The organism is Nostoc sp. DSM 114159 (assembly GCF_053470285.1).
Genome location: NZ_JBPFEH010000001.1, coordinates 2,796,918 through 2,823,913, shown reverse-complemented (window position 1 = coordinate 2,823,913; position 26,996 = coordinate 2,796,918). Strand labels below are relative to the sequence as shown.

The 26,996-nt window shown below is 38.3% G+C and carries 14 protein-coding genes and 4 pseudogenes; 4 read left to right on the top strand and 14 right to left on the bottom strand.

The features are described 5' to 3' along the window. Position 1: 1 nt before the first annotated feature. Together ACR5KR_RS11625 and ACR5KR_RS11620 are read right to left on the bottom strand one after the other, a co-directional pair. A pseudogene (locus ACR5KR_RS11625) lies at positions 2 to 5,972 on the bottom strand (protein kinase domain-containing protein). Positions 5,973 to 6,050: 78 nt separating this feature from the next. Then, a pseudogene (locus tag ACR5KR_RS11620) lies at positions 6,051 to 6,244 on the bottom strand (ATP-binding protein); the annotation flags it as partial. 591 nt (positions 6,245 to 6,835) lie between these two features. Between ACR5KR_RS11620 and ACR5KR_RS11615 the strand changes: the two are divergent. Next, the gene (locus ACR5KR_RS11615) at positions 6,836 to 7,921 is read left to right on the top strand and encodes an ABC transporter substrate-binding protein (protein ID WP_448266629.1); all 1,086 of its coding nucleotides are present in this window, start codon (positions 6,836 to 6,838) and stop codon (positions 7,919 to 7,921) included. 49 nt (positions 7,922 to 7,970) lie between these two features. Next, a complete protein-coding gene (locus tag ACR5KR_RS11610; protein ID WP_448270171.1) occupies positions 7,971 to 8,864 on the top strand; it encodes an ABC transporter permease in 894 nt (297 codons plus the stop codon). Positions 8,865 to 9,174: 310 nt separating this feature from the next. Here the strand turns inward: ACR5KR_RS11610 and ACR5KR_RS11605 are convergent, their stop codons facing one another. From ACR5KR_RS11605 to ACR5KR_RS11595, 3 genes and pseudogenes are all read right to left on the bottom strand, one after another. Further along, positions 9,175 to 12,792 (bottom strand): response regulator, encoded by a 3,618-nt coding sequence (locus ACR5KR_RS11605; protein WP_448266628.1) that lies wholly within the window; start codon positions 12,790 to 12,792, stop codon positions 9,175 to 9,177. Positions 12,793 to 12,795: 3 nt separating this feature from the next. Then, complete coding sequence (locus ACR5KR_RS11600; RefSeq protein ID WP_448270168.1) at positions 12,796 to 13,080, bottom strand: four helix bundle protein; 285 nt, start codon at positions 13,078 to 13,080, stop codon at positions 12,796 to 12,798. Between the two features lie 122 nt (positions 13,081 to 13,202). Further along, a pseudogene (locus tag ACR5KR_RS11595) lies at positions 13,203 to 15,110 on the bottom strand (methyl-accepting chemotaxis protein); the annotation flags it as partial. Between the two features lie 56 nt (positions 15,111 to 15,166). Here ACR5KR_RS11595 and ACR5KR_RS11590 point away from each other — a divergent pair. Next, positions 15,167 to 16,288 (top strand): IS630 family transposase, encoded by a 1,122-nt coding sequence (locus tag ACR5KR_RS11590; RefSeq protein ID WP_448266169.1) that lies wholly within the window; start codon positions 15,167 to 15,169, stop codon positions 16,286 to 16,288. 14 nt (positions 16,289 to 16,302) lie between these two features. Here the strand turns inward: ACR5KR_RS11590 and ACR5KR_RS11585 are convergent. The 7 genes and pseudogenes from ACR5KR_RS11585 to ACR5KR_RS11555 all read right to left on the bottom strand — a co-directional run. After that, positions 16,303 to 17,703, bottom strand: a pseudogene (locus ACR5KR_RS11585) (GAF domain-containing protein); the annotation flags it as partial. A gap of 115 nt (positions 17,704 to 17,818) precedes the next feature. Further along, positions 17,819 to 18,292 carry a chemotaxis protein CheW gene (locus ACR5KR_RS11580; protein ID WP_448266627.1) on the bottom strand — a complete coding sequence of 158 codons (474 nt, stop codon included), beginning with the start codon at positions 18,290 to 18,292 and terminating at the stop codon, positions 17,819 to 17,821. A gap of 124 nt (positions 18,293 to 18,416) precedes the next feature. Continuing rightward, the gene (locus ACR5KR_RS11575; RefSeq protein WP_322664528.1) at positions 18,417 to 18,779 is read right to left on the bottom strand and encodes a response regulator transcription factor; all 363 of its coding nucleotides are present in this window, start codon (positions 18,777 to 18,779) and stop codon (positions 18,417 to 18,419) included. Between the two features lie 493 nt (positions 18,780 to 19,272). After that, on the bottom strand, positions 19,273 to 20,472 hold the full coding sequence (locus tag ACR5KR_RS11570) for a response regulator (protein ID WP_445626401.1): 1,200 nt from the start codon (positions 20,470 to 20,472) through the stop codon (positions 19,273 to 19,275). A gap of 598 nt (positions 20,473 to 21,070) precedes the next feature. Next, positions 21,071 to 21,997: an N-acetylmuramic acid 6-phosphate etherase gene (gene murQ / locus ACR5KR_RS11565; RefSeq protein WP_445626402.1), complete on the bottom strand. Its 927-nt coding sequence runs from the start codon at positions 21,995 to 21,997 to the stop codon at positions 21,071 to 21,073. 173 nt (positions 21,998 to 22,170) lie between these two features. Then, the gene (locus tag ACR5KR_RS11560) at positions 22,171 to 22,617 is read right to left on the bottom strand and encodes a DUF3110 domain-containing protein (RefSeq protein WP_448266626.1); all 447 of its coding nucleotides are present in this window, start codon (positions 22,615 to 22,617) and stop codon (positions 22,171 to 22,173) included. A gap of 627 nt (positions 22,618 to 23,244) precedes the next feature. After that, positions 23,245 to 23,484, bottom strand: coding sequence for an SAP domain-containing protein (locus tag ACR5KR_RS11555; protein WP_448266625.1), 240 nt, complete (start codon positions 23,482 to 23,484; stop codon positions 23,245 to 23,247). A gap of 122 nt (positions 23,485 to 23,606) precedes the next feature. On the opposite strand from ACR5KR_RS11555, the gene ACR5KR_RS11550 reads away from it, so the two are divergent. After that, positions 23,607 to 23,801 carry a hypothetical protein gene (locus ACR5KR_RS11550; protein ID WP_322690608.1) on the top strand — a complete coding sequence of 65 codons (195 nt, stop codon included), beginning with the start codon at positions 23,607 to 23,609 and terminating at the stop codon, positions 23,799 to 23,801. Positions 23,802 to 24,034: 233 nt separating this feature from the next. On the opposite strand, the gene ACR5KR_RS11545 is transcribed toward ACR5KR_RS11550, so the two are convergent. Together ACR5KR_RS11545 and ACR5KR_RS11540 are read right to left on the bottom strand one after the other, a co-directional pair. Continuing rightward, positions 24,035 to 25,084 carry a hypothetical protein gene (locus tag ACR5KR_RS11545; protein ID WP_448266623.1) on the bottom strand — a complete coding sequence of 350 codons (1,050 nt, stop codon included), beginning with the start codon at positions 25,082 to 25,084 and terminating at the stop codon, positions 24,035 to 24,037. A 451-nt stretch (positions 25,085 to 25,535) separates the two neighbouring features. Continuing rightward, on the bottom strand, positions 25,536 to 26,813 hold the full coding sequence (locus ACR5KR_RS11540) for a tyrosine-type recombinase/integrase (RefSeq protein ID WP_448266622.1): 1,278 nt from the start codon (positions 26,811 to 26,813) through the stop codon (positions 25,536 to 25,538). Positions 26,814 to 26,996: the final 183 nt, after the last annotated feature.

Here is a 26,996-nt window from a genome sequence, read left to right as displayed (position 1 = left end):
TTTACACCGGAATTTCAATAATAAATTCAGTGCCTTGACCAACAACAGAGTTACAACTCAATTTGCCGCCGTGGGTTGATTCAACAATTTGCCGAGCGATCGCCAACCCTAACCCCGTTCCTTTACCTACACATTTCGTAGTAAACAAATGGTCAAAAATCTTTTGTTTTACCGATTCACTCATTCCCTGACCATTATCTGCAATAGCAATTTTTACGAAATCATTTTGCACGGCAGTAGTAATAGTAATTCGGTTGGGATTGGCTTGAATATCTGCCCCACTTCGCCCAATATTCGACTCTTCTAAAGCATCAATAGCATTAGCAATAATATTCATGAATACCTGATTTAATTGTCCGGGGAAACATTCAACTGGCGGTAAATCGCCGTAGTTAGTGACAACTTCAATCGCCGGACGTTCAGAGTTAGCTTTGAGACGATGTTTCAAAATTAAAATCGTGCTATCAATACCTTCGTGGATATTAAAAGGCACTTTGTAATCGCGATCGGCACGAGAAAAAGTTCTCAAACTGGTGCTGATGTTTTTCAGCCTGTCGCACGCCATCGTCATCGAATTAAGCATTTTTGGCAAGTCTTCTAAGCTATATTCCAAGTCAATTTCTGACTCGTGGTCGAGGATTTCTTCACTCTTATCAGGTAAAGTTTCTTGATAAAGTTTCAAGTGTTCGACAATATCGGCGATCGTGGGTTTAGCTTGTTTAATACTGGCAGAAATAAAACCCAAAGGATTATTCATTTCGTGGGCTACCCCAGCAACTAAGTTACCCAAAGCAGACATCTTTTCACTTTGGATCGTTTGTAATTGGGCGTTTTGTAAATCAATTAGTGCTTGTTCTAAGTCGAGTGATTTTTGCTCTAAAGCAAGTTCAGCAATTTTGCGTTTGTGAAGTGCTGCTTGCTGTTCGCTAATATCTAAAAATAAGCCATCCCAAACCATAGACCCATCAGCAAATCTTTGGACTCTTGATTCGCCATGAATCCACTTGATAATTCCAGAGGGTGTAACAATTCGTCCAGACCATTGCCAAGGAGATGAGGTTTGAATCGAATCAATCTGGGACTGCTGATAACTCACGACATCATCTGCATACACCAGATTGTCGAAAAACTGCCAATTAGATATGGCTTGCTCTGGGGTAATTTCCAGCAAGCTGTAACAGTCGGCACTAATGTAACTCAACGATATAACCCCATTGGCACTCATGCTGTATTGATAAACTACTCCAGGTACATTGTTTACTAAGTTATGAAAGCGAGACTGTGCAGCACTCAATTCGGCAAGCGATCGCTCTAATTGTTGGGCATATTCTAAGGAACGTTCGTAAAGTCGCGCATTTTCCAAGGAAATTGCAGCTTGAGCGCAGATTAAATTCAGGAGTTCGATGCGATCGCCCTTGGCGTTGGCGGAGCCATCGCTGGTGAATGCCCCCGTTGCTAAGTTATTTTCTAGATATAAAATGCCTCTCAACTTGCCTTGATGCAAAATCGGGCTACACAAAATACTCTTGGGCTGCTGACGTATGATATAGGGGTCGTTGGCTAAGGTGGGATCTGCTGTTGCATCCAGCAGGACAATAGTCTGACTATTATGCAAGACTTTGTAAATGAGCTTTTGGGGAATATCCTGACTCTCCTCCACAGGAATTTTCTGCAATACTACTGGTTCTGTTCCCAGAGTCATTGACCCTTTAATCAACAGGCGACTGTCTCGCAACAGTATTAACACGCATTTATCAGCCCCGGCATTTTCGATGACGATTCTCAGTAAAGATGCAAGCAGTTTTTCCAGTTCGATTTCACTGGAGATTGTGTGAGAAGCTTTGAGAATCGCTTCTAAATCTAAGGTATGTGAGAGACTGCTGCTAGAAGTGGCAGAAGTGGAAGTGACAGTCCCCAGGGCAAAGATAGTTTCATGAGTGGAAAGGGTCGAACGATTTTGCTGTAATACTGGAGCGAGTAATTGGGCATAGCGTTTTTCTAAATCTGCAACTTTGGCTTTTGCACCCCAGCGAGCATAGCCGTAGTAAGCTTCAATCATGTACTCCCCAGCAATGCGCTGTTTACCCCAATCTAGGTAAAACTTTGCTGCTAGTTCGTTGCCAAGGGCTTCATCCTGGATATATTCGTTAGCTTTAGCAAGAGAAATTGCCTGGTCATATAGCTCAATTGCTTCGGTTTTTTGTCCTAACACTCGACATTTTTCAGCTGCTACCAAATCAACCTTATGCTGATAGTTCATTGGGGCATAGTGCGCCCAGTGCTGTAACTTAGTTTGGTTGTCTGCTACTCGCTCTAATGCGGTTGATACTTCGCCCGATCGCTGAGTCAATTGTGCTAGAGCAATCAAAGAATCATAGAAATAAAATGCAGGTTCGCCAACTGTACTTGCACCTCCCATGAAATAGTTTCTGCACTCAAGCGCAAGATTGTTTGCTGCCTCAAAGTCCCCAAACAAAAAGCCAAGGGTCAACTTATATGAGTAAAACATCCTCTAAGCCATGCCAATCATTTGCAGACCGCAGCAGAGGCAGAAATTCTGTTTCTTGCAGTGCAGAGCTAGAAAAAATAGTGGGATGTTCTGCAAAACCCAGTAAATTTAAAATTGCTTGCCAATAGATCAGACAGGAATTTGCCGATCCTAACTGCTTCAATTGCACTAAAGCATGATAGTAATTGCGTGTATTTTGCTCCAACTCAGCAAGGGGTTGACCGCAGTAAAAAGCATTCCGACAGAAAGTTTGAGCGCAATATCCAGCATATTCCAGATTGCCAATCTCTAGCCCCAGCGTGTAGCCCTCCTTCAAGACGGGTAAAGTTTCTGCAATGTGATAGTTTCGGTGGAGAATATAACCACCTAGCAGCAAAAATACTTCAGGTTTCGGCGCTTTATCATCGAATTTTAAAACGAGATGGAATGCCAACTGGCCAAACTGTGCAGCTAAATCTATATCTTTCTGGATGTTACAGAGAACCAGGCTGTAGCAAGCATAGTTAGTAGCAGAAACAGAGATATTTCCGTGTTGCAGAGATAATTTGACGACCAAGGTCGTTAATAATGGATACAAAAGAGAGCCACAGCTGTAAGCAGTTGCCATGATACTGCTGGCGATCTGGGTAATGGCTATTTTCTTGGCATCGGTCATGACAGGGAGATCGGCAAAATCTTCAACTTTTTGGTCGCCAATGAATTCGCTAATTTCTTGGATTGATTGCTGAATATCTGCCATTGTGGGTGATTCGGTCATCGTTATCCCCAATTGTTGTAAGAGATTGATGCCGATGCCCAATACTTCAGTAAATTGCATTTGGGAAACCTTGGCTTGAATCCTAATGCGGTAAACATTGACCTTTTCTAGTAAGTCATGAGCCTGTTCAATGACAATATTAATGAACTGTTCCATCGCCTCAAAATCACCACCCAGCATTGCCACTTCTGCCGCTAATTCATGGAAAGCGAGGGTCATTTCATAGTGTTGTTGCCAAGCTTGTCCCAACAAAGATAATCCCACGGTGGCATATTCATGGGCTGCTTGATAGGCGGTTGAAGTTTTGGCTTTGCGACAAGCAATTAAATTGAGTTGGGCTAATTCTTCTCGTTGGGTTTGTTGGGTAATTAAAGCAGTTCCGTGATTTAATTGATTGACGATTTCAAAAATCCGGTCAACTCTAGCTTGTGCGGAAATCTGTTGTAGCAGCAGTTGTCCGATTTGGTAATGAGTCGTTTGTTTTTGGTTATCAGGAATCAGGGAATAAGCTGCTTGTTGCGCTCTGTCATGTAAGAATTTGTAAGAAACTGTCATTTGTCCTTGGTCATTGGTCATTTGTTCGCTCTTGTCTAATGACAAATGACTACTCGCCCTGAGCGGAGCCGTTCGACGAAGTCGTTCCCGAAGGGTAGGGATGACTAATGACTGTTGTTGATAAAATTTATAAACATCACCAATTGGTAAAACCAACCCTTCTTGCAAAGCTTTCCATAAAGCCGCAGCCGTGTCAATTTCCGATTGTTGCGAAACAATCGCCAAAGTTGCTAAATCAAATTGAGCGCCAATACAGGCAGCAAGTTTGAGTACATTTTGAGTTTCATCGGGCAACTTTTGCAATTGCATTGCCATGAACTCTACTACATCATCGGTGAGCGCGAGTGTCTTCACTACTGCAATATCGCACTGCCAATGTCCGCCATTGAAGTCAAAAGTAATGTATCCTTCCTCGTGCAAAGCTTTGAGAAATTGGGTGGCAAAGAAGGGGTTGCCTTTGGTTTTTTGATAAACTAACTCTGTCAGTGGCAGTGCTGTTATTGGCGAACAACTCAGTGTATCGGTTATCAAATCATTAAGATGGGTTTGACTCAAAGGATTGAGAGTCAGGGTATTGACGATCGCCTCGGCTTTTTCAATCTCCTCTAGCATCAGCATCAGGGGATGTGCTTTTGAAACTTCGTTATCTCGATAAGCTCCGATGATGAACAGATAGCCGACCTCGCTTTGACTCATCAACACCTGTATTAAGTTGAGTGAGGCTGAATCTGCCCACTGCAAGTCATCTACGAACATTACTAACGGATGTTCGGCTGTAGCGAACACGGCGATGAATTTCACAAATAACAAGTTGAAGCGGTTCTGGGCTGCACTACCACCGAGTTCAGCAACAGGTGGTTGTTTGCCGATAATCTGTTCGAGTTCGGGAATGACATCTATTAAAACTTGCCCATTTTCACCTAAAGCAGATAAGACTTTCTCTTTCCACTGCATTAGCTGAATATCAGTTTCACTCAATAGTTGTGACATCAAGTCGCGGAAAGCTTGTACAAAAGCACTCAAAGGAATGTTGCGCTTGAATTGATCGTATTTGCCTTTGATGAAGTAGCCGCGCTGCCTGACAATCGGTTTATGCACTTCGTTGACGACGGCGGTTTTGCCAATTCCAGAAAACCCTGCAACGAGCATCATTTCTACCCCCCTATGTCCCGATTCAGGGGGGTTAGCGACTCTATCAAAGGCTTGCAGTAAAGTTGCTGCTTCGCTTTCTCGTCCGTAGAGTTTGTCGGGGATAATGAAGCGATCGCACACATCCCGACTCGCTATTTCAAAACTTTCAATCTTACCCGAAACTTGTAACTGATGCAGACAATTTTCTAAATCAAACTTCAGTCCTAATGCACTCTGATATCTATCTTCGACGTTTTTCGCCATCAACTTCATGACGATATCATCTAGTACTTGAGGAATTTCTCTTTCTGATTTGCTCGTCAATTTTTCTGGAAGTTTTGCAATATGAGAATGTACCAACTCCATTGGATCGTTTGATTGAAAGGGTAACTCTCCTTTTAGTAATTCGTAGAAAGTTACGCCGAGTGAGTAGAAGTCTGTGCGATAGTCAATTCCTCGATTCATTCTGCCTGTTTGTTCGGGGGAAATATAAGCAAGTGTCCCTTCTAACACATTGAGATTGACGAAGGTTTGGGTTTCTCTTGGTAATAGAGATGCAATACTAAAGTCGATTAATTTAACTTGTTTGGTTTGGGGATTAATTAATATATTGCTGGGTTTAATATCTTTGTGGATGATGCGCTCGCGGTAGAGTAAATTTAAGGTGTCGCAGAGGGCGATCGCAATTTCTAAAAATTCTTGTAGAGATTGTCGGCTTTGGCTGAGGAGCCATTCTTTGAGAGAAATCCCCCCAAATTCCATTACCAACGCATAGCCATTCTGATAGGGTTGGAGGCTGTAGCTTTGGACGATTAGCGGTGAGTTGAGATTTTTCGCAATGGCGTACTGATTGCGAAACGACAAAAGTTCGCCAAAACTCGGATATGGATTTTTCAGCAGTTTGATCGTTACTGGTAATGAGTCACTCTCTCGATACCCTCGATAAACTAGGGTTCTCGAACCATTGTAGAGTTCTTCGTTAACCTTGTATCCAGGAATATTTACAAAAGTGCTAACCATGCTGCTAAATCTTTAAGACTCCAAATTTAGTATTCCCAGATGTCTGAAATTGTTTACTAAACGAGCCAAAAATTATACTTAAATTTCAACGATAAATTCTGTCCCCTTACCCAGAACTGAGTTAAAATGCAATTTTCTGTTGTGAGTCTCTTCGACGATTTGTCGAGCGATCGCAAGTCCCAATCCTGTACCTTTACAACCGCTTTTGTAGTAAATCAATGGTCAAATATTTTCGATTTTATTTGTTGATTCATTCCCTTGTCATTGAAAGCAAAAATTTTGCCAATTAGGAATTTGGATAATTCTTCCTTACTGTTGTGAATCCAAAACACGTCACAGTTTTAACTGGTAAGGTAAGGACGACAAACCCTGTAATTTTTGCTAATACAGAAGTGCAGTTCAGCTTGCCACACTGAGTTTCCTTGATAATTTGGCGTTAGCGTTCGCGGAGCGTCTCGAAGAGAAGCTCACCGTTGGCGTTCGCGTTAGCGTCTCTGAAAGAGAAGCCTCTCGTAGAGAAGGTATCGCTAGCTTTGTTAATTTTTATAACTCAAGCTTGATTAAAAACCGTGCCTAACACTAGCTAACAGGGGTAATTTATTAACAGTTGCACAGTTAAATACACTTAAGTTAATCTTTAAACTACCTATGGCAATACTTGTCGGGTTTTGGGGAAAAGGGGAAGGAGAAAGGGGAAAGAAAAAACCTTTACCCTTTAACCTTTACCCTTTAACCTTTACCCCAAACCCAATGCCGAGTTAAAAATGGTTAACCGAGCAGTATTGCTACCTATGGGCACTCCAATTAAAGGCATATTTAGAATCAATCGACAACAATACAAAAGATGATTAACTATTAACTTAATGATTAACAGACGCCAATTTTTAAAAGGGGTGACAGCACTTTCTAGCTTATCTTTAGGTGGTTGTGGCTGGAGGCTAGCTGAAGTACGTGCTAATTCTAATACCAATAGTCAGCGCGACCAACTTTATATCTTTACCTGGACGCAATATACTGACAATCAATTATTGAAAACTTTTAGCGCTCAAACTGGCATAAAAGTGCTGGCAGATGTCTATGATTCCAATGATGTCATGCTGGCTAAATTGCAAGCTGGAGGCGGTGGCACTTACAGCATCATCAATCCATCTGATTATATGGTGCAGAAGATGGTAGACAAAGGTTTGCTAACAGAAATAAATCACGATCGCTTAATCGGTCTAGAGAATTTATTTCCTCGGTTTGAAAATCCTAGTTATGACCCCAATAACCGCTATAGTATCCCTTTTAATTGGGGAACAACAGGTTTACTTTATAATTCCGAAAAAATTAAAGATGCACCCCAAGACTGGGATTACCTTTGGCAAAATCAAGAGCAACTTAATCAACGAATGACTTTGCTCAATGATGTTCGAGAAGTGATGGGTGCAACCTTACGAATGCTCGGTTATTCTTATAACTCAAAAAATGAACAAGAAATCAAACAAGCTTATGAAAAATTGAAAGTTTTAAAACCTGCGATCGCCCGTTTTGACACCGACGCTTGGCAAAATCAAATTCTGGCAGGAGATTTATTATTGGCAATGTGTTATTCGGCAGATGCAGTGAAAATCTCTCAAGAAAATCCTAAACTCAAATATGTGATTCCTCGCAGTGGTTCTTCATTATGGACAGATACTATTGTAATTCCCAACACAGCCCCCAACCAAGCTGGAGCCTATGCTTGGATTAACATGATTTTGCAACCAGAAATCGCAGCCCAAATCACTCAACGCCTGAATATTTCTACGCCGAATAGCGCCGGATTTGAGCAATTACCAAAAACAATTCAAAACAACACTAATTTGTTTCCGCCAGAGTCACTGTTAAAAAATTGCGAACGTGTTACACCTGTAGGAGAATTTGAAGAGGTTTACGATCGTTATTGGACTCAATTAACTAGCAGTTAAAAGAGTTAGGAGTTAGGAGTTAGGAGTTAAAAGTTGGGAGTTAAGAGTGATTAATTTGGAAAAAAATGAAATTTCTAAAATAGACAAATTGCAGCACCCCGTTAGAAATTGGCTGCAACCCTTGGTATTGCTTGCACCATCTGGGATTTGGTTATTACTTTTGTTGGTGCTGCCATCTTTGATCATTTTCGAGTTAAGTTTAGTTGCAGATATCCGACCGGGAGATTTGGTCAACCCCAACGGATTCAAAAACTACATCCGAATATTTGACTCCCTTTACGTGCAAGTAATTTGGCGATCGCTATTTTTTGCGTTTGGTACTACCATTATTTGTTTAATTTTGGGGTTCCCCGTCGCCTATTGGATTGCTCAGATAGCGCCACAGCGTTGGCGAAATTTACTGCTATTAGGCTTTGTTCTACCTTTGTGGACTTCTTCCTTACTCCGTTCTTATGCATGGATTACAATTCTTCGTCCTACTGGTTTATTAAACAGTTTACTCAGCAATTTAGGCTTGCCTACTTGGGAATTACTTAACAATAGTCAAGCTGTATTGATTGGCATGAGTTACAGCTTATTACCTTATATGGTTTTGATTTTATATGCTTCTCTTGAAAAGCTAGACAAGCGGTTGTTAGAAGCTGCGGCTGATTTAGGTGCAAATCCGGTGGAAACTTTTTTCCAAGTAACCGTACCGCAAATTTTTACGGGAATTGCGGCTGCTTCCATGCTTGTATTCATCACAGGCTTGGGGGATTTTGTCGATCCAGAATTACTCGGTGGTGCTTCTAGTATGACGGCGGCGCGGTTAGTTTATAATCAGTTTCTTGGAGCAACGCAAAATTGGGGATTTGGTTCAGCCTTGAGTATGACGTTAATTTTGCTAGTTAGTATTGCGATCGCACTTTTAATCAAGTTTGGGGAAGCTACACCCAAACGCTAAACTTTTGGTCGCTCACTTATAATAAAGGCATCAAACGCCAGCGAGACAACGGTTATGCTCTCACCCAATCTCAAAAATGCGTTACCAACTACTGACGAACTTCCCTGTTCAGACGATACGCCAGTGGATAACGAAGATTAAAACACAGATGCAGAACAGGCACAACAAGAGCGATCGCGGGCTGAACAATTAGCCGAGTATTTACGTTCTCTAGGTGTAGATCCAAATAATCTACCTGGTAATTAAGTAGGGCTATTTGATTGTTGTGAAATAGCCTTACTTAATTAAGGCGATCGCATTGTCAAAATTATCAATTATTTTTCACTACAAGTAAACGATCTAAATCATTTGTATTATTGTTAATTAACTCCTTAATTTTAGAGATAAACTCATGCTCTAAAAAAGGCTTGGTTAAGTAAGCTTTTGCGCCTAATTCTTTAGCAAGCTGGCGATGTTTTTCAGCGCTGCGAGAAGTAAGAATCACAACAGGAATTTTTGCTAAATTTGTGTATTGGCGGAAATTGCTCAACAACTCAAAATCATTCATTCTTGGCATCTCTAAATCGGAGACGACAACTTGAATTTCAGGATGTAACTGTAATTTTTCTAGAGCTTCTACACCATTTTGAGCTTGTATTACTTGATAGCCAGATTTTTGGAGAGTTAGAGAGAGAGTTTGCCGGAGACTAATTGCATCATCTACTACTAAAACAACTTTTGGTGATTTATAATCTGGCTCTTGAGAATAACTGGGTTGGGTTTCTATAGTTGTTGTGGAAGTCGATGCCGCAAGTAATGGTGTAGATGAAAAAGTATGCCCTGATATTGGCAAGGCTTTTATATTTGACGCAGAAGCTACTGGTAGCGCCCTGATATCAAGTGTTGTTTGTTGGATTTCGCTAGATTTTATCAACAACCAAGCATCAATTACTAAGATGAGATTACCATTAGCTAAACTACTACAACCATAAATGTATTTTGGGGGTGCGATCGCATTTCCTAAAGGTCTGATTACCAGTTCTTGTTCGCCGATTATCTGGTCAACTTCTAAAGCAACCTTTCCCTGATTTCGCTGTAGCAAAAGCACCGGATTCTTTGCTATGCTTGGGTTTTGAGGATTTGAAGTATTGTATGAAGTCTCATTATTAATGAACGATCCATTATAATTAATCAACTTTGAAAGTTGACGAAGGCTGACCATAGTCTCATCATTGTCTATATTCAAATATAAGACTTTTTTACCTTCAATTTCTTTAATCTGCTGTTCAGAAGGAATCAATATTTTTTCGATACTGTCCAACATCAGACCATAAACAACACTTTTGGCTTGAACTAGCATTAACTTCTCTGTAGTCATAGAAAAAGGAATTTTGAGGATGAATATTGTTCCTTGGTTGGGTAAGGATTGAACTGAAATCGAGCCGTTGAGCGCGTGCATTTGAGTACGCACAATATCTAAACCCATACCGCGCCCAGAAATTTCACTTACTTTATTTGCAGTAGTAAATCCAGGCGAAAATATCAAATCTAAAAGTTCAGGTTCAGCCAGACTAGAAGCATAGTTTCTAGTTTTTTCTTCAGTTTGTATGGGATAAAGTTCGGCAGCTTTTCTGCGAATTCTGTCTAAATTCAATCCCTGACCATCATCTCGAACTTCGATAACAGTTTGGCTACCCTGATGATAAGCGCAGATTTCAATTAAACCTTCTTCTGGTTTACCAAGCTCTCGGCGAACTTGCGGAGCTTCAATACCGTGGTCAAAAGCATTACGCACTAAGTGTAACAAAGGATCGTAGAGCTTTTCGGCGATCGCTTTATCTACCAGTACTTCACTACCAGTAAGTTTCAATTCAACAAGTTTGGCATGAACATTCCCCAATTTATTTACCATCTGGGGGAAACGATTCAGAATATTGCCTAAAGGCGACATTCGTGCTTCGACTAAGCTATCTATAATATTAAGAGTTAAATTCTCTTTTTGATCGCTAATTTGAGTAGCTTGTGTCAGAAGCAAGTCAAGAGATTCTGTGGTTTCTTGTAGTTGCAGTGTCTCTTCTATTGCTTCATGCAATGTCATGTGAAATTCTGTATATACATCCATTTCTAGAGAGTCAAAATCCACTGCAAAACTTTGCGTTTGTTCCGATGTAATGTTTTGTATTTGTAAAGGTAAATCGCGTAACTCATTTAAAGTTGTTTGGTGTCTAGTGAGTTGCTGTACTAATTGCTCAATTATTTCTTTGATTTGTTCATCTTTTAAACTACGTCGTTTTTGGTAAATCAGCAATTCTCCTGCCAGATAATTGAGATGTTGCAGTCTCTCTGTATCTACCCGAATAAATGAAGGTTGGCGAAAGTTTTTAGTTTGAACATACTGTGATTTATCTTCTATTTCTTTGTTGATTTGTGTAGCTATCTCAGGCATAACTTCAATAGCTGTTTCCGGAATATCTACAACTACCTGTTCGCTGACAGTTAATGAATCAAGTTTTACTGAATAATTATCAGTCTGGGTTGTTACGACTTCAACAGCAATTTGCCTAGTTTCTTCTCCCCATATTGCTTCTAGCAAGTTATCAGTTGATTGAGAAGATACAATTTCTTTAATCGCTAACAGGTTTTGTAACTTTGGACTATCAAGCCAATTTTTCTCTTCGCTAGTAACAGGAGGATAATTTTTATATTCTTTTGCTAATTTGTGAATTTGGTTTTGTAATAATTTAATTCCTGAAAGGTAACTATCAGATGCTTTCAGAGAATATTGAAACTTGGCAACGGCAAATAGAATAATTAAGATTATGCCACGTCGATAAATACAAAGGCTTTGACTATCTTCTTCATCTTGAACAAAACCAAGAAAGTTTTTCAGCCAGTTTTCAATATAATTAAGCAGATTTTCTCTTTCTAATCTGGGAACTAGTAAAGTCAAGCTGAGTTCAGCTTCTGGTATTTGCATCTGGTGATTAAACCAGCCATAAATGTAGCGAATTACTTTTAAATAAAACTTGGCAGTTTTTGGTTTTACCGATTCGCTCTTATTGTTATCAGATGTAGTGAGAAACTGATAAAATTGTTCTTCATCAATGATAAATCTGTCAGTAAATGAATTATTTGGAAATTCTTCAGATAACTCATTATTTTCCACTACTGCGAGTTTTTGTAAACCTGATGAAGGTTCTCCACCAGATGTGCGATCGCCTGCTAATACTAATTTTTTTGCTTGTTGTAAATCTACTAAGGCAATTTCTGCAATTTGCTGTACCTGACTGGGATTTGCTTGCAGCGCTGAGAGAATAGTTTGGGAAATCTCTCCTAATCCAGGTAAATTTAAAGATTCTGCCAAGCCCAGAAATACTTCAGCTTGAGAGTGTAAAAAATCGATAAATTCGTCATTATTTGGGTGATTGTTAATAACGTCAGCAATACTGTTTAGACGTTGTTCTACTCCTACTTCAAAAACAGATTGTACAATATCAAAACCCAATTCTTCAGAAGTAGGAATATGAGATTCAGATCCAAATGCATCACCCAGCTTTTCTTGCAACTGCGCGAACACTGAAGTCGCTCGGTAAAGCAGTTCTTCGTCATTAACAGTACTACCTATTAATTCAGTATTTAATGCTATACTCAAACACTCATAAGCTTGTAATAAAAGTGTTTGTAACTCTGCATCAACTACCACTTTTGGATTGTATAAAGCCTTAAATACATCTTCTAAAAAATGGGCGATCGTCTTAATTAATTCCAGCCCAACGTTAGCTGCACCACCTTTAAGTGTATGAGTGGCTCGCATTAGATTGTGAATTTTAGCAATGCTATAATCTTCCGACAAGCTAAATAGTTCTTGTTCAATAATTTTGACTAATTCTGGGGCTTCAGCTAGAAAGTAGATGTAACCTTGTTGCCGAATTTCGTTATCTGTAATCATATTTTAGATTTTTGATTTTAAATTTTTGATTTTAGATTTGTTGCGTAAAGTTTTAATTGATGCAACTGTCATTGCCAGAATTTCGGTATTTTCTAACATCAAGCTTTTCACTTTTTCCAGTGGTAATAAACCAACCTCAACAACAAGTTCCATCCAATAAAGACTTTCATCGGCTTCTTCCTCTACCAAACTGAGTTTAGCAATGACATCGGCGGTTGACTTACCACGACAAGCTGACCGATAGTTAGCTCCCACAGATGTTGCTGAACGGATTAGCTGCTTGCCAATTACATCTGCCGTTCTGCTCTGTGGGAGAGCTTCTACTAAGCGGATTGCTCGCTAGCTGCTTTGTTCTCCGCTTAAAATCCTCCTCATTCATAATCTAAAATCCAAAATCTAAAATCTAAAATTCATTTGACTTTAAACTTACTAGCAGTTGTTAATAACTCTTGCGCCATTCCTGATAGCTCTTGGAACACAGTCGCAATCTCTTGAGATTCCGCAAAAGTTTTATCGGCAATTTCTGCGACATCTTGCATTGATTTGGTGACTGTTACAGATTGCGCCATTTGTTTTTGAGTCGCTGCGGTAATTCGCTCGATTAGCTGACTAATTTCGGCAGTCGCAGAAACGATCGCATTTAAGTTTTGGCGAGTGTCACTAACAAGATTTGTGCCTTCTACTACCTGCTGAATACCAGTTTCCATTGCTACTGCAACTTCTCCAGTTTCTGCTTGAATCTCCTGAACTAATTTTTCAATTTCGATGGTTGCTGCTGCTGATTGGCGAGATAAAGAACGGACTTCATCAGCCACAACTGCAAAACCTTTGCCATATTCACCAGCACGAGTAGCTTCAATGGCTGCATTCAAAGCGAGTACGTTTGTCTGTGTGGCAAAATTACCAATCAAATTCACCACTTTGGAGATTTTTTGCGAAGATTCGCTGAGGCGTTTAATCTTTTTGCTGGTTTGAGCAACGGTTTCACGAATTCCTTGGATTGCTTTTACAGTCAGGTTCATGGCAGTATCGCCAGACTCTACAGTTTGATTGGCTTTTTGCACTGCTAGTTGTACTAACTCAGCATTCGCTACTACAGCTTGAGTAGAGTCCACCATCTGTTGAATGTCACCTAAAGCTGCGGTAATGTCCTCAGACTGTTGTTGTGCCAGATTGGTTAGTCCCGTTAGTGAAGACTCGCTATTGCTAGAAGTTTGGGCAACTTGTTGAGCAGCCCCTTGTACTTGAACAACAATTTGCCGCAGTGCTTGCAAAGTATTATTGTAAGCATCTGCGATCGTGCCTAGTTCGTCTTCTGTAATCGGTGCGCGTACTGTTAAGTCGCCGTTGAGAGCAGGTCTCAGGGCTTTTAAGAGTTGAATAGATCGTTGTTGGAGTAACTCCTTGGCTGCCTTTTCTCGTGTTGCTGCTTCTGCTAATTTTGCTGACTGCGCTTGTACTTGTTGCAAATATTCGGTGTGTTGTAATGCCAATCCTAACTGGCTGCCAATACGTGCTAACAAAGTAACTTCTGATTCTTCCCAATCACGAGTTCCCGAATTCTGATAAGCTGCCAGCAATCCCCACAATTGTTCGCCAGCAAATACAGGAACAATTACATAAGCTTTGGCTTCAAATTGCTCTAAAACTTCAATGTGGCAAGGAGAATGACCTACCTGATAGATATCATTTACAACAAAGTTTTCCCCTTGGGCATATCGACCTCCTTGAGTTTCTTGTAAGTGGGTATCTTCCCAGACAGTTTTGATATCGGGGCCTACCAGTTTTACCCACAGATGACCTGCTGATTCTGCGACAAATTCACCACTCCAGTTAGGATTGAAACGATACACAGCGACGCGATCGCATCGCAGTAATTGCCTAACTTCTTGAGTAGTTGTTTTGAAAATTTCTTCTACATCTAAAGATTGGCGGATGCGGTTACTGATCTTGGTGACAGCTTTCTCTTGTTCTGCTATTTGAGCTAGTTTCTCCGATTTAACTCGCACTAATTCCAAATAGTCTATCTGTGATTTAGCTAAACTAAATTGCAAGCTAGTCTGAACCAAAAAGTTCACTTCCCAGCTTTGCCATTCACGGGAGCTAGAGTTTTGATAAGCTGCCAGCAATCCCCACAATTTATCTCCGAAGAATATCGGAACAATAATATAAGCTTTGGCTTCAAACTGCTCTAAAATCTCAATATGGCAGGGAGCTAGCCCTACTTCGTAGATATTATTAACGATAAAGTTTTCACCTCTGACATACCGACCTCCCTTGGTTTCTTGCAAGTAGGTATCATCCAAAACGGTTTTAATAAGCTAATCGGCACGTAAGTTGCATAATAAGAAGATGAAGCCGTTCAAAAGCAAGTATGCCACCAGCAGCCAAAAACTTTTTAACGCCAGAACAAATCACCAAGCTACAGGAAGCTCTAAAAGAAAGTGACTTACCACACGTTAGAGAAAGAATTTTAATTATACTGCTACAGAATGATGGAAAACCACAACACGAGATTGCTAAATTTTTAGGTTGTTCGCACAGAACAGTAGCATATTGGTGTATGCATGGAGATCCCGATGATTTAGAAACTTTACATAATAAAAGAGAATACGAACATTATCGAAAAGCCACCCCTGAATATGTTGAACTGTTATTAAAAACTGTTGATACAGAACCATCGACGTTAGGGTATGAATTTGGGAAATGGACGGCAGAGCGACTAGCTACATATTTAACCGAAAAAACAGGAATTGATTTAAGTAGTTCTCAAGTTAGGAGGATATTAAAGAGAAAAAAGTATAGTTATATCTGGTCTAAATATGACCTGGAAGATAAACAAAACCCAATCGAAAGAGCCAAGTTCAAGGAGAAACTTGCTCAATATCTATCAATCGCACGAGAGCAGCCAGAGCGTTTACAGGTATGGTTTTGGGACGAGAGTGGTTTTAGTCTACGTGTGATTCGACGCAAGAATTGGGGTAAAAAAGGAAAGCGCAAGAATGTTCCAGGGCAACGACGTTGTGGAGGTGTCAATGTGATGGGAGCAATCCGAGAATTAGACCGAAAACGGGTATGCTTCTTCGTCAAAAAAGGTAATGCAGATATTTTTTACGAGCAATTAGAACAATTAAATGAATTAATCAAACAGGAGTGGGTAAATCAAGGTAACTGTTCTGAAAATTTTGCTAAGTATGGGCCAAAAATTATTTTGATTTTAGATAATGCTAGTTTTCATAAACGCAAAGATGTTCTAGCTAAAATATCTAAACAGTTTCCGAATTTTGTTTTAGAGTTCTTGCCATCTTACAGCCCTGATTACAACATTATCGAGTTAGTCTGGCACTCATGTAAGGAATATATTGCTCATCGGTTATTTAAATCAGTAGATGAGTTAAAATCACTACTAGATAAGTTGTTGAATCAAGGCGAGTTAGTCATTAAGTGGCATCGGAAAATCAAAAACAAAGGTAATGTCAGTTATATTGCAGCTTAAATGCCGATTAGCTTATCAGGCCCTACCAGTTTTGTCCAACCAGTACTCACAGACTCAGCCACAAATTCACCACCCCAGTCAGGGTTAAAACGATAGACAGCAACGCGATCGCATTGTAGTGATTGACGCACTTCTTGAGTGGTTGTTTTGAAAACACTTTCTACATCTAAAGATTGTCTGATGCGGTTGACTATCTTAGTGAAAACTTTCTCTTGTTCAACTATTTGAGCTAGTTGGTTAGATTTTGTCTGCACTTGTTCGAGATATTCGGCTTGTGAGATAGCTACACCAAATTGCAAGCCAATTTGAGTTACAAAGGTTTCTTCCCAAGGTTGCCAATCACGAGGCCCAGAATTTTGATAAGCTGCTAACAAACCCCATAATTTTTCTCCAGCAAATATAGGTGCAATGATGTAAGCCTTCATTTCATACTGCTCTAAAATGTCAATGTGACATTGAGCATGGCCCATTTGATAAATGTCATTGACTACAAAGCTTTCACCCTTGGCATAACGTCCTCCTTGAGTATCTTGTAAGTGGCTATCTTCCCAAACCATGTAAAAATCAGGGCCGACCATTTTTATCCAGCCGTTACCCACTGACTCAGCAACAAACTCACCACTCCAGTCAGGTTTGAAGCGATAGACACCGACGCGATCGCATTTTAGTAATTGGCGTACTTCTTGAGTGGTGGTTTGAAAAAGCTTATCGACATTTGATACCCGCAGAATTTTGTCGATGACTTTAGCTACCGATTTTTTTGCTAGTAGCCGCTGTTGCTGTTCTTTTTGGAATTCAAAGCTTTGCAACTTGTAAATTAGTTCTGTTGTCAGTTGAGATAGTAGGCTAATTTCTACTTCTTGCCACTGCCGCGTTGAGTAGCAATTATTGACTGCTAGTAAGCCCCAGACTTTACCTTCTACTACAATCGGTAAACTCAAACTAGCTTTAATTTGAAATTTATCTAGCAGTTGCTTTTGATAAGGGGTAAGTTGAATCTGATTAATATCATCAATAACTACAGCTTCTACATAGTCTTGATTGGTATATAGACCAAAAATAATTCCGGGAATATTTTCGCCTAAAGTTGGAGTCCAACCTAATGTTCTCGATTCGGCTAAAACATTACCTGATTCTCGCGAAGTAAACTGATAAATTAAAGCGCGATCGCAGCTAATTTTTTCTCTAATTTGTGCTACAGTAATTTTCAGTAATGTATCAATGTTTGGGGCTTGGCGCATGTGAGTTGCGATATCTTTTATTTGTCGCCGCCAAGTTTTAAATTCTTGAGCGATCGCACTTAACAAAGACATTTCACTACTAGCAATATTTGCTATATTAGCGTTACCATTCTGATTTTCTAATTCAGAAATTAAATGCTCGTTATCATGGCTGTTGTTATACAAAAATGTCATTTGATTAAACCTCAAAATTGTGATCGTTGATAAATAGATATATGGGAAGCGATATTTATCTGGTATTTACCGACTAATAATTATGACTTTTCAAAACTCACATTTTACTAAATATTCAATTATGAATCCCCCATGCTGGAGCTTGAATAATACTTGTCGCATCCAAATTAAAAATTATATTTTCTGAATCATTAATAAAGTATCCATGTAAAAAAGGTGATAATTTAGGATAAAATAATTCAGCAGTTGCAGGTTTCATTTCTTTAGTATCTAGCCACTCAATATCTATTAGTTGTCGCACTAAAAGTCCTAAATACTTACCCTTATTTTCCAAAACAATTGCCATCATTCTTGAAAGTAAATTTGAGCCTTGCGAAATAGGAGGATAACCTAACATTGCCTCTAAATCAACTAACCAAAGCATCTCACCACGCCAGTTATAAATACCTAAAATGCTGCTTGGCATCTGAGGAACGCCACATATTTCTGGTAATGATACTTGCAAAACTTCTGTGATGTGTTGTAGAGAAATGACGGCTGTATCACTTACTCCCAAATTAAAACTTAAAAACTTTTGCTGGGTTTCCAAAGCTATCGATCCTTTCTACTTGATGATTTATCTCTAGCCACTATTTGCAGTTATTGTTGATTTTTGGAGAAATTATATTTAAAAAATAGTGACTTTTAGGATTTGTTTAATTGTGAGATTTTTCCTAATTAAGTAATCGCTTTAAAATTACCACTAGTTCGTCTCGATCGATCGGTTTTGATAGATAACCATCAGCGCCTAACATATTACCCCAAATTTTATCTACATCACTATTCTTTGTAGAGCAAAAAACCACAGGTATCTTGCTAGTGTCGGGATTGTTTTTCAGTTCTCGGCAAATTTCAAAGCCACTTTTACCTGGTAAAATTACATCAAGAAATATTAAGTCTGGCTTATTTTTATCTATTTTGTCTTGAGCCTCTTCACTACTAGTGGCGCTAATCACAGAATAACCTGCCTGTTGCAAGTAACGGCTGATTATTTCCATATCTGTTAAGCCATCTTCAACAACTAAAACAGTATTCATGGCAATTACTCATTAACTTTTTCTCAAAATGTAAACAAAATATACAAATCCTCAATGATTTCTCAAAAAGACATGGAAGGGACTAGAGACTAGCCCTAACCCCTTTGCCCTAACCAATATTTCACAAATCAAATAGGACTGCTATAAATACAAAAAATTGTATTTGTCTAATTTTGATTCAATCTTTATTTATCAACCTCAGAAAAAGTACGTAATAAACATCATTTTAGATAATATTTTTAATAAAAAATAGTTTAATAACCTAATTTAAATTTTCAAGTTTGGATTGAATTTTCAAACTTGAAACATGACTAATAGTTAAATAATTCAAAGGTAATAATACATCTAAAAGCCTAAATTAATGACAAATAAATGATTTGATTAATAGAGGAAATCTAAATTGTGGAACCTCAATAATTTAATTCTTACTGAGGTACAAAACTCTTTAAATTTTGAGAAATAATTGAGAATCAAAAATTGCCTCTAACTCTCCCTACTTACAAACCTCTAAATTAGATTTACTCTTATCAGTGGATACGCTCTGTGTAGGTAAATATTTACGTATTATACTCATTAGCTTATCAGTCACTACAGGTTTAGTGAGAAAATCTGTAGAACCAACTACTTTGGCACGAACTCTATCTAAAAGACCATCACTGCCTGTTAATATAATTATTGGTGTGTTGGAAAATGTAGATGTTCTTCGTAACTGAGTACAAATTTCGTAACCACTAGCAACTGGCATAATCAAATCCAAAAAAATTAGGTCTGGTTTATTCTGAATTAGGGTTGGTAGAGCTTGTACAGCATCTTGAATTTTGACAAACCTCAATCCATTAGAAGTGACAATATCCTCTACCATTTTGCATACTTGAGGGCTATCATCGACGCAAGCTACTAGTGGAGCAATCCGTTTTTTTGGTTGGGTAGTGGTAGAGTTATTATTAACTTCAGTAATTCCTAAAGGCAAGTCGGGTACTTCTATCAATTCGATGATTCCTTTAAGGATATAAGGAAGCAATGAACGGGTCAGTGGCAATACACTTTGCTTCATTTTCATGGCTAAATCTCGTAGAGTGAATTTGCCATTGATTAAATTCACAAAGTTTTTGTAGACAGATGGACTTACCATCTGCTCAAGTTGTTCTGGTCGCCGTAGAATTGGTGCTAAGTCAGGAGAAAAATTTGCTAAACCTGCTTCTGACCAAATTTTCCATGAGTCTTGCATGTGCTTTACAGACATTTCTGAACTTGTGAAGCTCATTGGAGTTTCTAAAATAACTTCTTGGTTGCGATTGCAACTTAGAGAAGCAAAGTTTCCTTGCAAAGCTAGGTCAAATAATAGCTCTGCTATCGTATTTTCCGCAATAGATTGAATCTGTTCCCTCTGAATTTTCTGTTTTTTATAAAATACTTCTATCAGTTTATAGTCCCAGTAATCAATTGATAGGTCTTGTCCACGTAACTGCAACTTATCAACATCAATCTGGGGACAATTCTGGGCTATATGTCTGCGCCAACGTCGGAAGGGATGAGTTCCGCCTGTTGCCCAAACTATCCGTCCCAATCGATAGTAAAAAGTCCATTGACTGCCCTTGGAACTTTTAATATTTAACTTGCCATTGTATTGCAACTGAGTACAAGTTTTAAATTCATTTACTAGGTTATTTGAAATAAGTTCTTGATGGGGCATAGTTTGTTCCTTTTATTAAAAAGTTAGCTATTAAAAACCGATACTAGTAGAACACAGCGTAAATCTACCTACCATCTCAATTAATCAGACAAGTTTCTTAAGTCACTTGTTCAAGGTAGGCAACACTTCTGCTACAGCGTTCTAGCTATATAGCGATTGGCAGATATGTGAATCAGTGCAAATGGATTTGGGATATAGCAGTCTAAATCAAGATTATTAAAAGCAAGGCAGATGTTAAGATAGCAAAACTATTGCTAGCAAAGAATTTATCTAGCATAAAGTTGTATTGGCATTTACTTTTCTGTTAATATTTATGACTAAAGGAGGTTGCCATAGTCGATATCATAGTGTAATAACAGATCATTTTAATAATTTTCATATAGAATCATATCCGTATAAGTTCTGAATTTTTGTTTAAAGAAGTAGAAAGCTGTGCTTTATTTATTGAAATTGACAATAGAGGTTAAAATATTTATTTAAGTTTACTATTCTTAATTATTCTAATTAATGTCAACTTTTCTAGGAATATTTAAAAAAAAAGGCGTGCTACTAAAACAAGTAGCAGCCAGATTAGAAAGTATTTATTTAGAAAATTTCTTCAAGATTGCTTATGGTTTTGATAACTGACAACAGCTGCCCTGAGATTACTTTGGTGTTCTGAAAGTAGCCGATCGCCTTCGTCTTTTTCCAAACCAGTCCAGTGCATCAATAGCGCCAGCTTAACCCATTTACCACTACGTTCTAGTAAAAAACCAGCAGTTTCGCGACTTAAACCTGTGAGGTCTTGCAAAATACGCAAAGCGCGATCGCGTAATTTTTGATTTGTTACTGCTACATCCACCATGCGATTGCCATAAACTTTGCCTAGCTTAACCATCACACCGCTAGAAAGGATATTTAAAGCTAATTTAGTGGCTGTACCAGCTTTCAGGCGAGTTGAGCCGGCGATTATTTCTGGGCCTGTCAATAGGCGAATGTCAATATCGGCATCAAAGCTAACTTGTTCAGCAGGAACACAGGCGATAAAAATAGTTGTAGCTCCTCGCCCACGAGCAGCATGAAGCGCACCGTGCACATAAGGCGTTGTCCCACCAGCAGTAATGCCAACTACGACATCTAATTGGGTAATATGTCGCACTGCGATCGCAGCCTCGCCATCTTCAATGCTGTCTTCCAAATCTTCAGAACTACGTACTAGTGCGCCAGCACCACCAGCAATAATCCCCTGTACCAACTCTGGGGGTGTACAAAAAGTAGGTGGACACTCAGCAGCATCTAACACCCCTAACCTGCCACTTGTACCCGCACCGATATAAAATAGGCGCCCTCCGTGGCGCAAACGCTCTGCGGTGCGCTCAATTGCTTCTGCTAACTGAATTTTCGCCGCTGCAACTGCTGCGACGGCCTTTTGGTCTTCGTCATTAAACAACTCCACCAATTCCAGAGAACTGAGCTGGTCTAAGTTCAGACTATTAGGATTTACCAGCTCAGTTAAAAGATGCCCGCGTTCTTGCAAATTTGTCATTTGTCATTTGTCCTTTGTCATTTGTCTTTTGTTCTAGCCTACGCCGCCCTTTCTTTGGGCATCTATCTATGTCCGTTGTCATTAGTCAGTTAGCGACCAATGGCTAATACTTCGGCTACGCTCAGTACAAGTGACCAATGACTAATGACTAATGACTAATGACTAATGACTACTTACAACAATCCTTCCAATTTGCGACGCATCTTCTCTAATTCAGAATCAGACAATTCTGGTTGTTCTAGCGGCTGTTGATTGAGAGGGAAAGTGTCTTCAACAGTATCCTCCTTCTGGGCATCTTCTTGCCAGTCGGTTTTTTCGACGTTAAGTTCTGGGGGAGTTACAACTAAATTGCTGTTTTCTGGGATGATTTCCCATTCATACCCAGCACTTTCGCAAAATTCCTTGATTTCTTCAGCATCCATCGGCTCTGGTGTGGGTGCGGGGAAATCCTGAGCTTCTAACATCAGGGCAAACCGTGTCGCATCGTCTTCTGACTCGAACATCAGAATTTTATTGCGTAGCTTGCCGCTTTTGGCATCGCCTTCCCGAATCGTGTGAATCCCCTCATTTTCCGTTCGAGCATTAAAAATTAACACAAAAACACGCATAGGCGTAATCATGACGTTAAAACAATACTTTCAGGTTAAATTTTACTATTTTCTATTAATTTTCTAGTATTTAACTTTTTTTGTACATTTGAACTACTAATTATATGATTTTTACTCTAGTAATCTTCTCTTAATAATATTCATATACCTATTATTCCTTTATTTCTCTAACTAGTAGTCTGAGTCTATCTCACACATTACCACACAAGGATTACAGCTATTTTTGACGCTATGCCCCCTATTTTCGCTTGCTGATATGTTTCATCATTCCCTTACTAGTACCCGGTTATAGGGCATTTCAGGCATTAATCAAAGTATCGTGAGAGTCATTATCGTTTGCTATTGAGAATGAGTAGAAAAGTAGTACAAAAATATTATTTTTATATCTATCTGCCTGTTATCTCCTGAAAACTCCAAGTAGTACTCTAAGTATTTCCAAAATATGCACAAAAAAAGGACTCTATCTAGAGTCCTTGCTATTAACTAAGCTTTTGAGTTAACTATTCCCCCAACAAATACATAACCTCTTCTAGCTTTTGTTTAGCTATGTAGAGATTGAGAAGCTTTTGCTGTTCCCATGATTGAGGCGGATGAAGTGAACGTCTTTCCATCGTGATTTTGATAAGCGCTACTTGTTCATCAGTTGGAGAATTCATTTGAATCGAGTGCAGCGCCGATATTTTGGAAAGCTTCAAAACTTAACCGTCTTAATCCCCTACCTTCTTGCATCTGGTTAAGTGCGATCGCAGGGAAGGCTATAAGTGAAGTAACGTAGCTAGTCTTATATCCAGCGTTCCCAGTAGGCTTAAGACCGTATCGACGGCACAAGTCGCGTAACTCCTGGATAGTTTTGATTTCGAGTTCCGTTCGTGTAAACATAGAGTAGCCATTTTCTAAAAGTGGTATCGGTGGTGAACTGTTTGCGAGACTGGTATCACCACCGATTAAACACTCTATTCTTCGGTAGACATCGAATCAAGTGTTATTTATATTTCTCAACAATGCCTAACCCTAAAGGTAATCCTCAAAATTTTGAACCAATTAAATCTGACAGAGAAGAACCTCTAGATGGGAAACTTACTATTCGTGTCACTAAGTCAATGGAAGAGGAGGTCAAAGCGCAAGACAATCCTCCTGAATTTTGTAGAAAAGCCATTCAAAAAGCACTGGACGAAAAGAAAGGAAGGCAACAGTAATTAGAGCTTTATTTCTAAGATTCTGTCTAAACTACAGATAGTTGAAAAGCAATACATATAAATAATAAATTTAAGGCTAGGGTTAGGAAATTGACTCTAGCCTTAAATTTATAGCTGTACCTCTGACTACGTGAGAATCTTAGCCTATCTGTGCTGATTGATTTTCACTGTTAATTGTAGACCCTGTGATCCACAGCCTACGACGTTTGGACACCTGATTATTTTCAATTAAGCTACTCATTATCCTCTGTAGCATCTTTGGAACCTTCAAGCAAATATTTATTACTACCTTTTAAAAGTTTCTGAGTTGTGTCATCTGATTCTATTAATTCACCATTTAGTTCTATTTTATTTTCACCAGACAAAAGAGTATTAAGATTGTTCATGATTACAATAGAACTTTTTTTTATTTTTTCATCAAATTCTTCAACATCAATGTTAGCTTCCTGTAACTTTTTTCTAAGTTCTAAAGCTGATTCTAGAGCTTTAAAATTTTGCTGCTCTGCTTCAATCTTACCCTCTTTAGTTAAGTTTCTATAGCCATATTCCTTAGCGTCTTTTATTAAAGATATAATTGTTTCTATAACTTTAGTTTCTCCAAAGATTTTAAGCCATAAACTACCAGATTCTATCTTAATTATTCTTAGAGGAAAATCAACCTCAGGAATATCAGAAATAAAGCATAATTCTGAATACAGCGCTTGAATCGCTTCTAGTTTTTGTATAAATTCTTTAAATGTATAATCAGAATCTATAAAAAGAGAAAAAGACCTTAAAGTTTCATCAAGTTCAAAATCATAATTTTGTTGAAGACTATTAATGATAAAACTATTAGCTTGAGTAAAAGTAGATAAAGTATTTAAAAAAGTTTTTGCACAAATAATTAAATGGATAGTTGATCTATAATCAGACCCATTAAGAAACCCTTCATATGCCTCTTCCAATAGGGAAAACTGAGAACGAATATAACTTTCTATTTCACTATTTTGGTTTGTTTTTTTTAGAAATGAGATGTAATTTTCTTGTAGTCTTTCAAGGTTTAGAAAAAAAACTTTAGGTTTTACACGTGATTTTATTTCACTTATTAAAGTTGATAGATAGCTTTCAAGGTTGACGTAAGATATGTTGTTTATTCTTTGAATAATATCTCCCAAATATTCTAAAGTGCCAGTTTCGTATGGCTCTGCCAAAAAAAGCAGCAATTCAAATGCTAATTTATTCTCGTCTTTTTCTAGCAAATTTTGTAAAAACTCAAAATTTTCAATTAGTTGGAAGGTTTGCATCTCATTACCTCATTTAGGTTAACTCTGAAAAATGGCTAATTTATTTAACTAAATGCAATTAGCAGATTTAATATTTGCTAATTTATTAAAACAACCAAAAATTAAAATATTTCATACCCTTTCATGCAAAATTAAGTTAGCTAGTATAACATAGCATAAAATGAAGGAATTTATGAACTTGTTCAAACAGGACTTTTAAAAACCTCTGTATATCCATCACCGATAAATCAAAATAATCTTTTTTAGATCCAGAGTAGTTTTTTGAGGTAAAAGCCAGCAAATCGCTGGCTTTTTTTAGTTAAATTCCTAAGCCATAAAGTTGCTTGATTGGTACGTTTTAATTCCGATTTCGTCGTTACCTTACGTTAAAGCTATAAGGCTTATTCCTAGAGGTTTTTAATTTACTTGGAGTCTCTACTTGGAGTAATTTCAACTACACTTCTCTATTTACTTAGATGTCTTTCAGTACTCTTTCCTTATCCGGTTGCAAATAATGCTTAATAAGAGTGTCTACACTGTTACCACAACTATCAGCTAATAATCCCAAATCAGCACCATTGTTAGCTTGAATACTAATAAAAGTATGTCTAGTAGAATAGGGCTTAAGATAACCGTGTATTAATCCTTGAGTGGCAAGTCTACTAACAACCCCAGGATAACTGTAGGCTTTTCCGTCCTCATTTACACGGTTATTGTGGTTCCAAGCTACTCTAATCTTAGGTGAGTCATAGTATTTGCCTTTGTTACTAAAAACTAATTCATTATCATTTTCTGTTTTTTCCTTCAAGGTTTTTAATAGATTAATTAATCTATTCATACCTTTCATTTTAAACCATCTAATTACTTCCGTTTTAGTGGTTTTACTTTTCTTCAATGAATAAGAATAACTTTCACCAAAAATTATCCATCCTGAATCAAATTTAATATCTTTCCATCTAAGTGCGAATGCTTCGCCGTGCCTACATCCAGTAAGAAATAAGAATTCAATTAAATTCGCAACTTCTCTCTCGTGTTGTTTATTTGATTCATAAAATGCATTGATAATTATATCTCTCTCTTCCAATGTATAAGCCTTGTAATCTTCTTCTTGTAACTGTTGTGATTTTTTAGGCAGTCGATAAGATTCTTTAATCTCGTTAAAATAATCTCGGTTTATTCCTAAGTTATTGTTAATTGCCCATAAGGAAAGAGAAGATAAAGCACCATACAAAGTTTTTATTAAGTGCTTACCAGTTTTTTTTGCATTCAATGTATTAATAATTAAACTTGCTGTTTCTTCTCCAAACTCTTGATCTAGAAAAGGTGTTAGCAATGTAGTGTAAGTAGTTTGGTATAGTGTCCTATGTGTTGACTCAGCAATTTGTTGTGTTTGTAGCTTCCAAGCGATATATTTACTCCACAATTCTCCTAATGTAGGTAATGCTCTCGCGGTCGGTAACTGAGTAACTGTAGCCATCGGCTTGATATCCAGGTACTTAGCCAGGGTAGGGTCAAATAATCCTCCGTCTGGATAATCGATGTCAGCTTGTATCCGCCTAGCTATACCGTCAGCCCATTGTCTATTTTCTGGGGTATCACTTCTGCCTAACCCTTTATAAGCTTGACGTTTACCGTAGAACTCCTGACTTACCCTAGTACTGAACTGGAGGCGAAGAGAACCTTTGTCAACTCCTACGTTTACGTCAGCTAATCGGTTAGAACCCTTGGTGTTTGGACGTTTTGAGTACATCTAGTAATTTTCTAGTAATTCTTATTGTTTCAGTTCTTGAATAACTGCTTAAATACTAGAATACTTTATGAGTACCATTACACGCCTTGGTGTAATCATCTGTCCTTTTTAAGGTTTATTCATATTAAAGTTCGAGATTGTGCCTCAAGGAAAGTCACAGGAATAATTTTCACTCTATTCAGA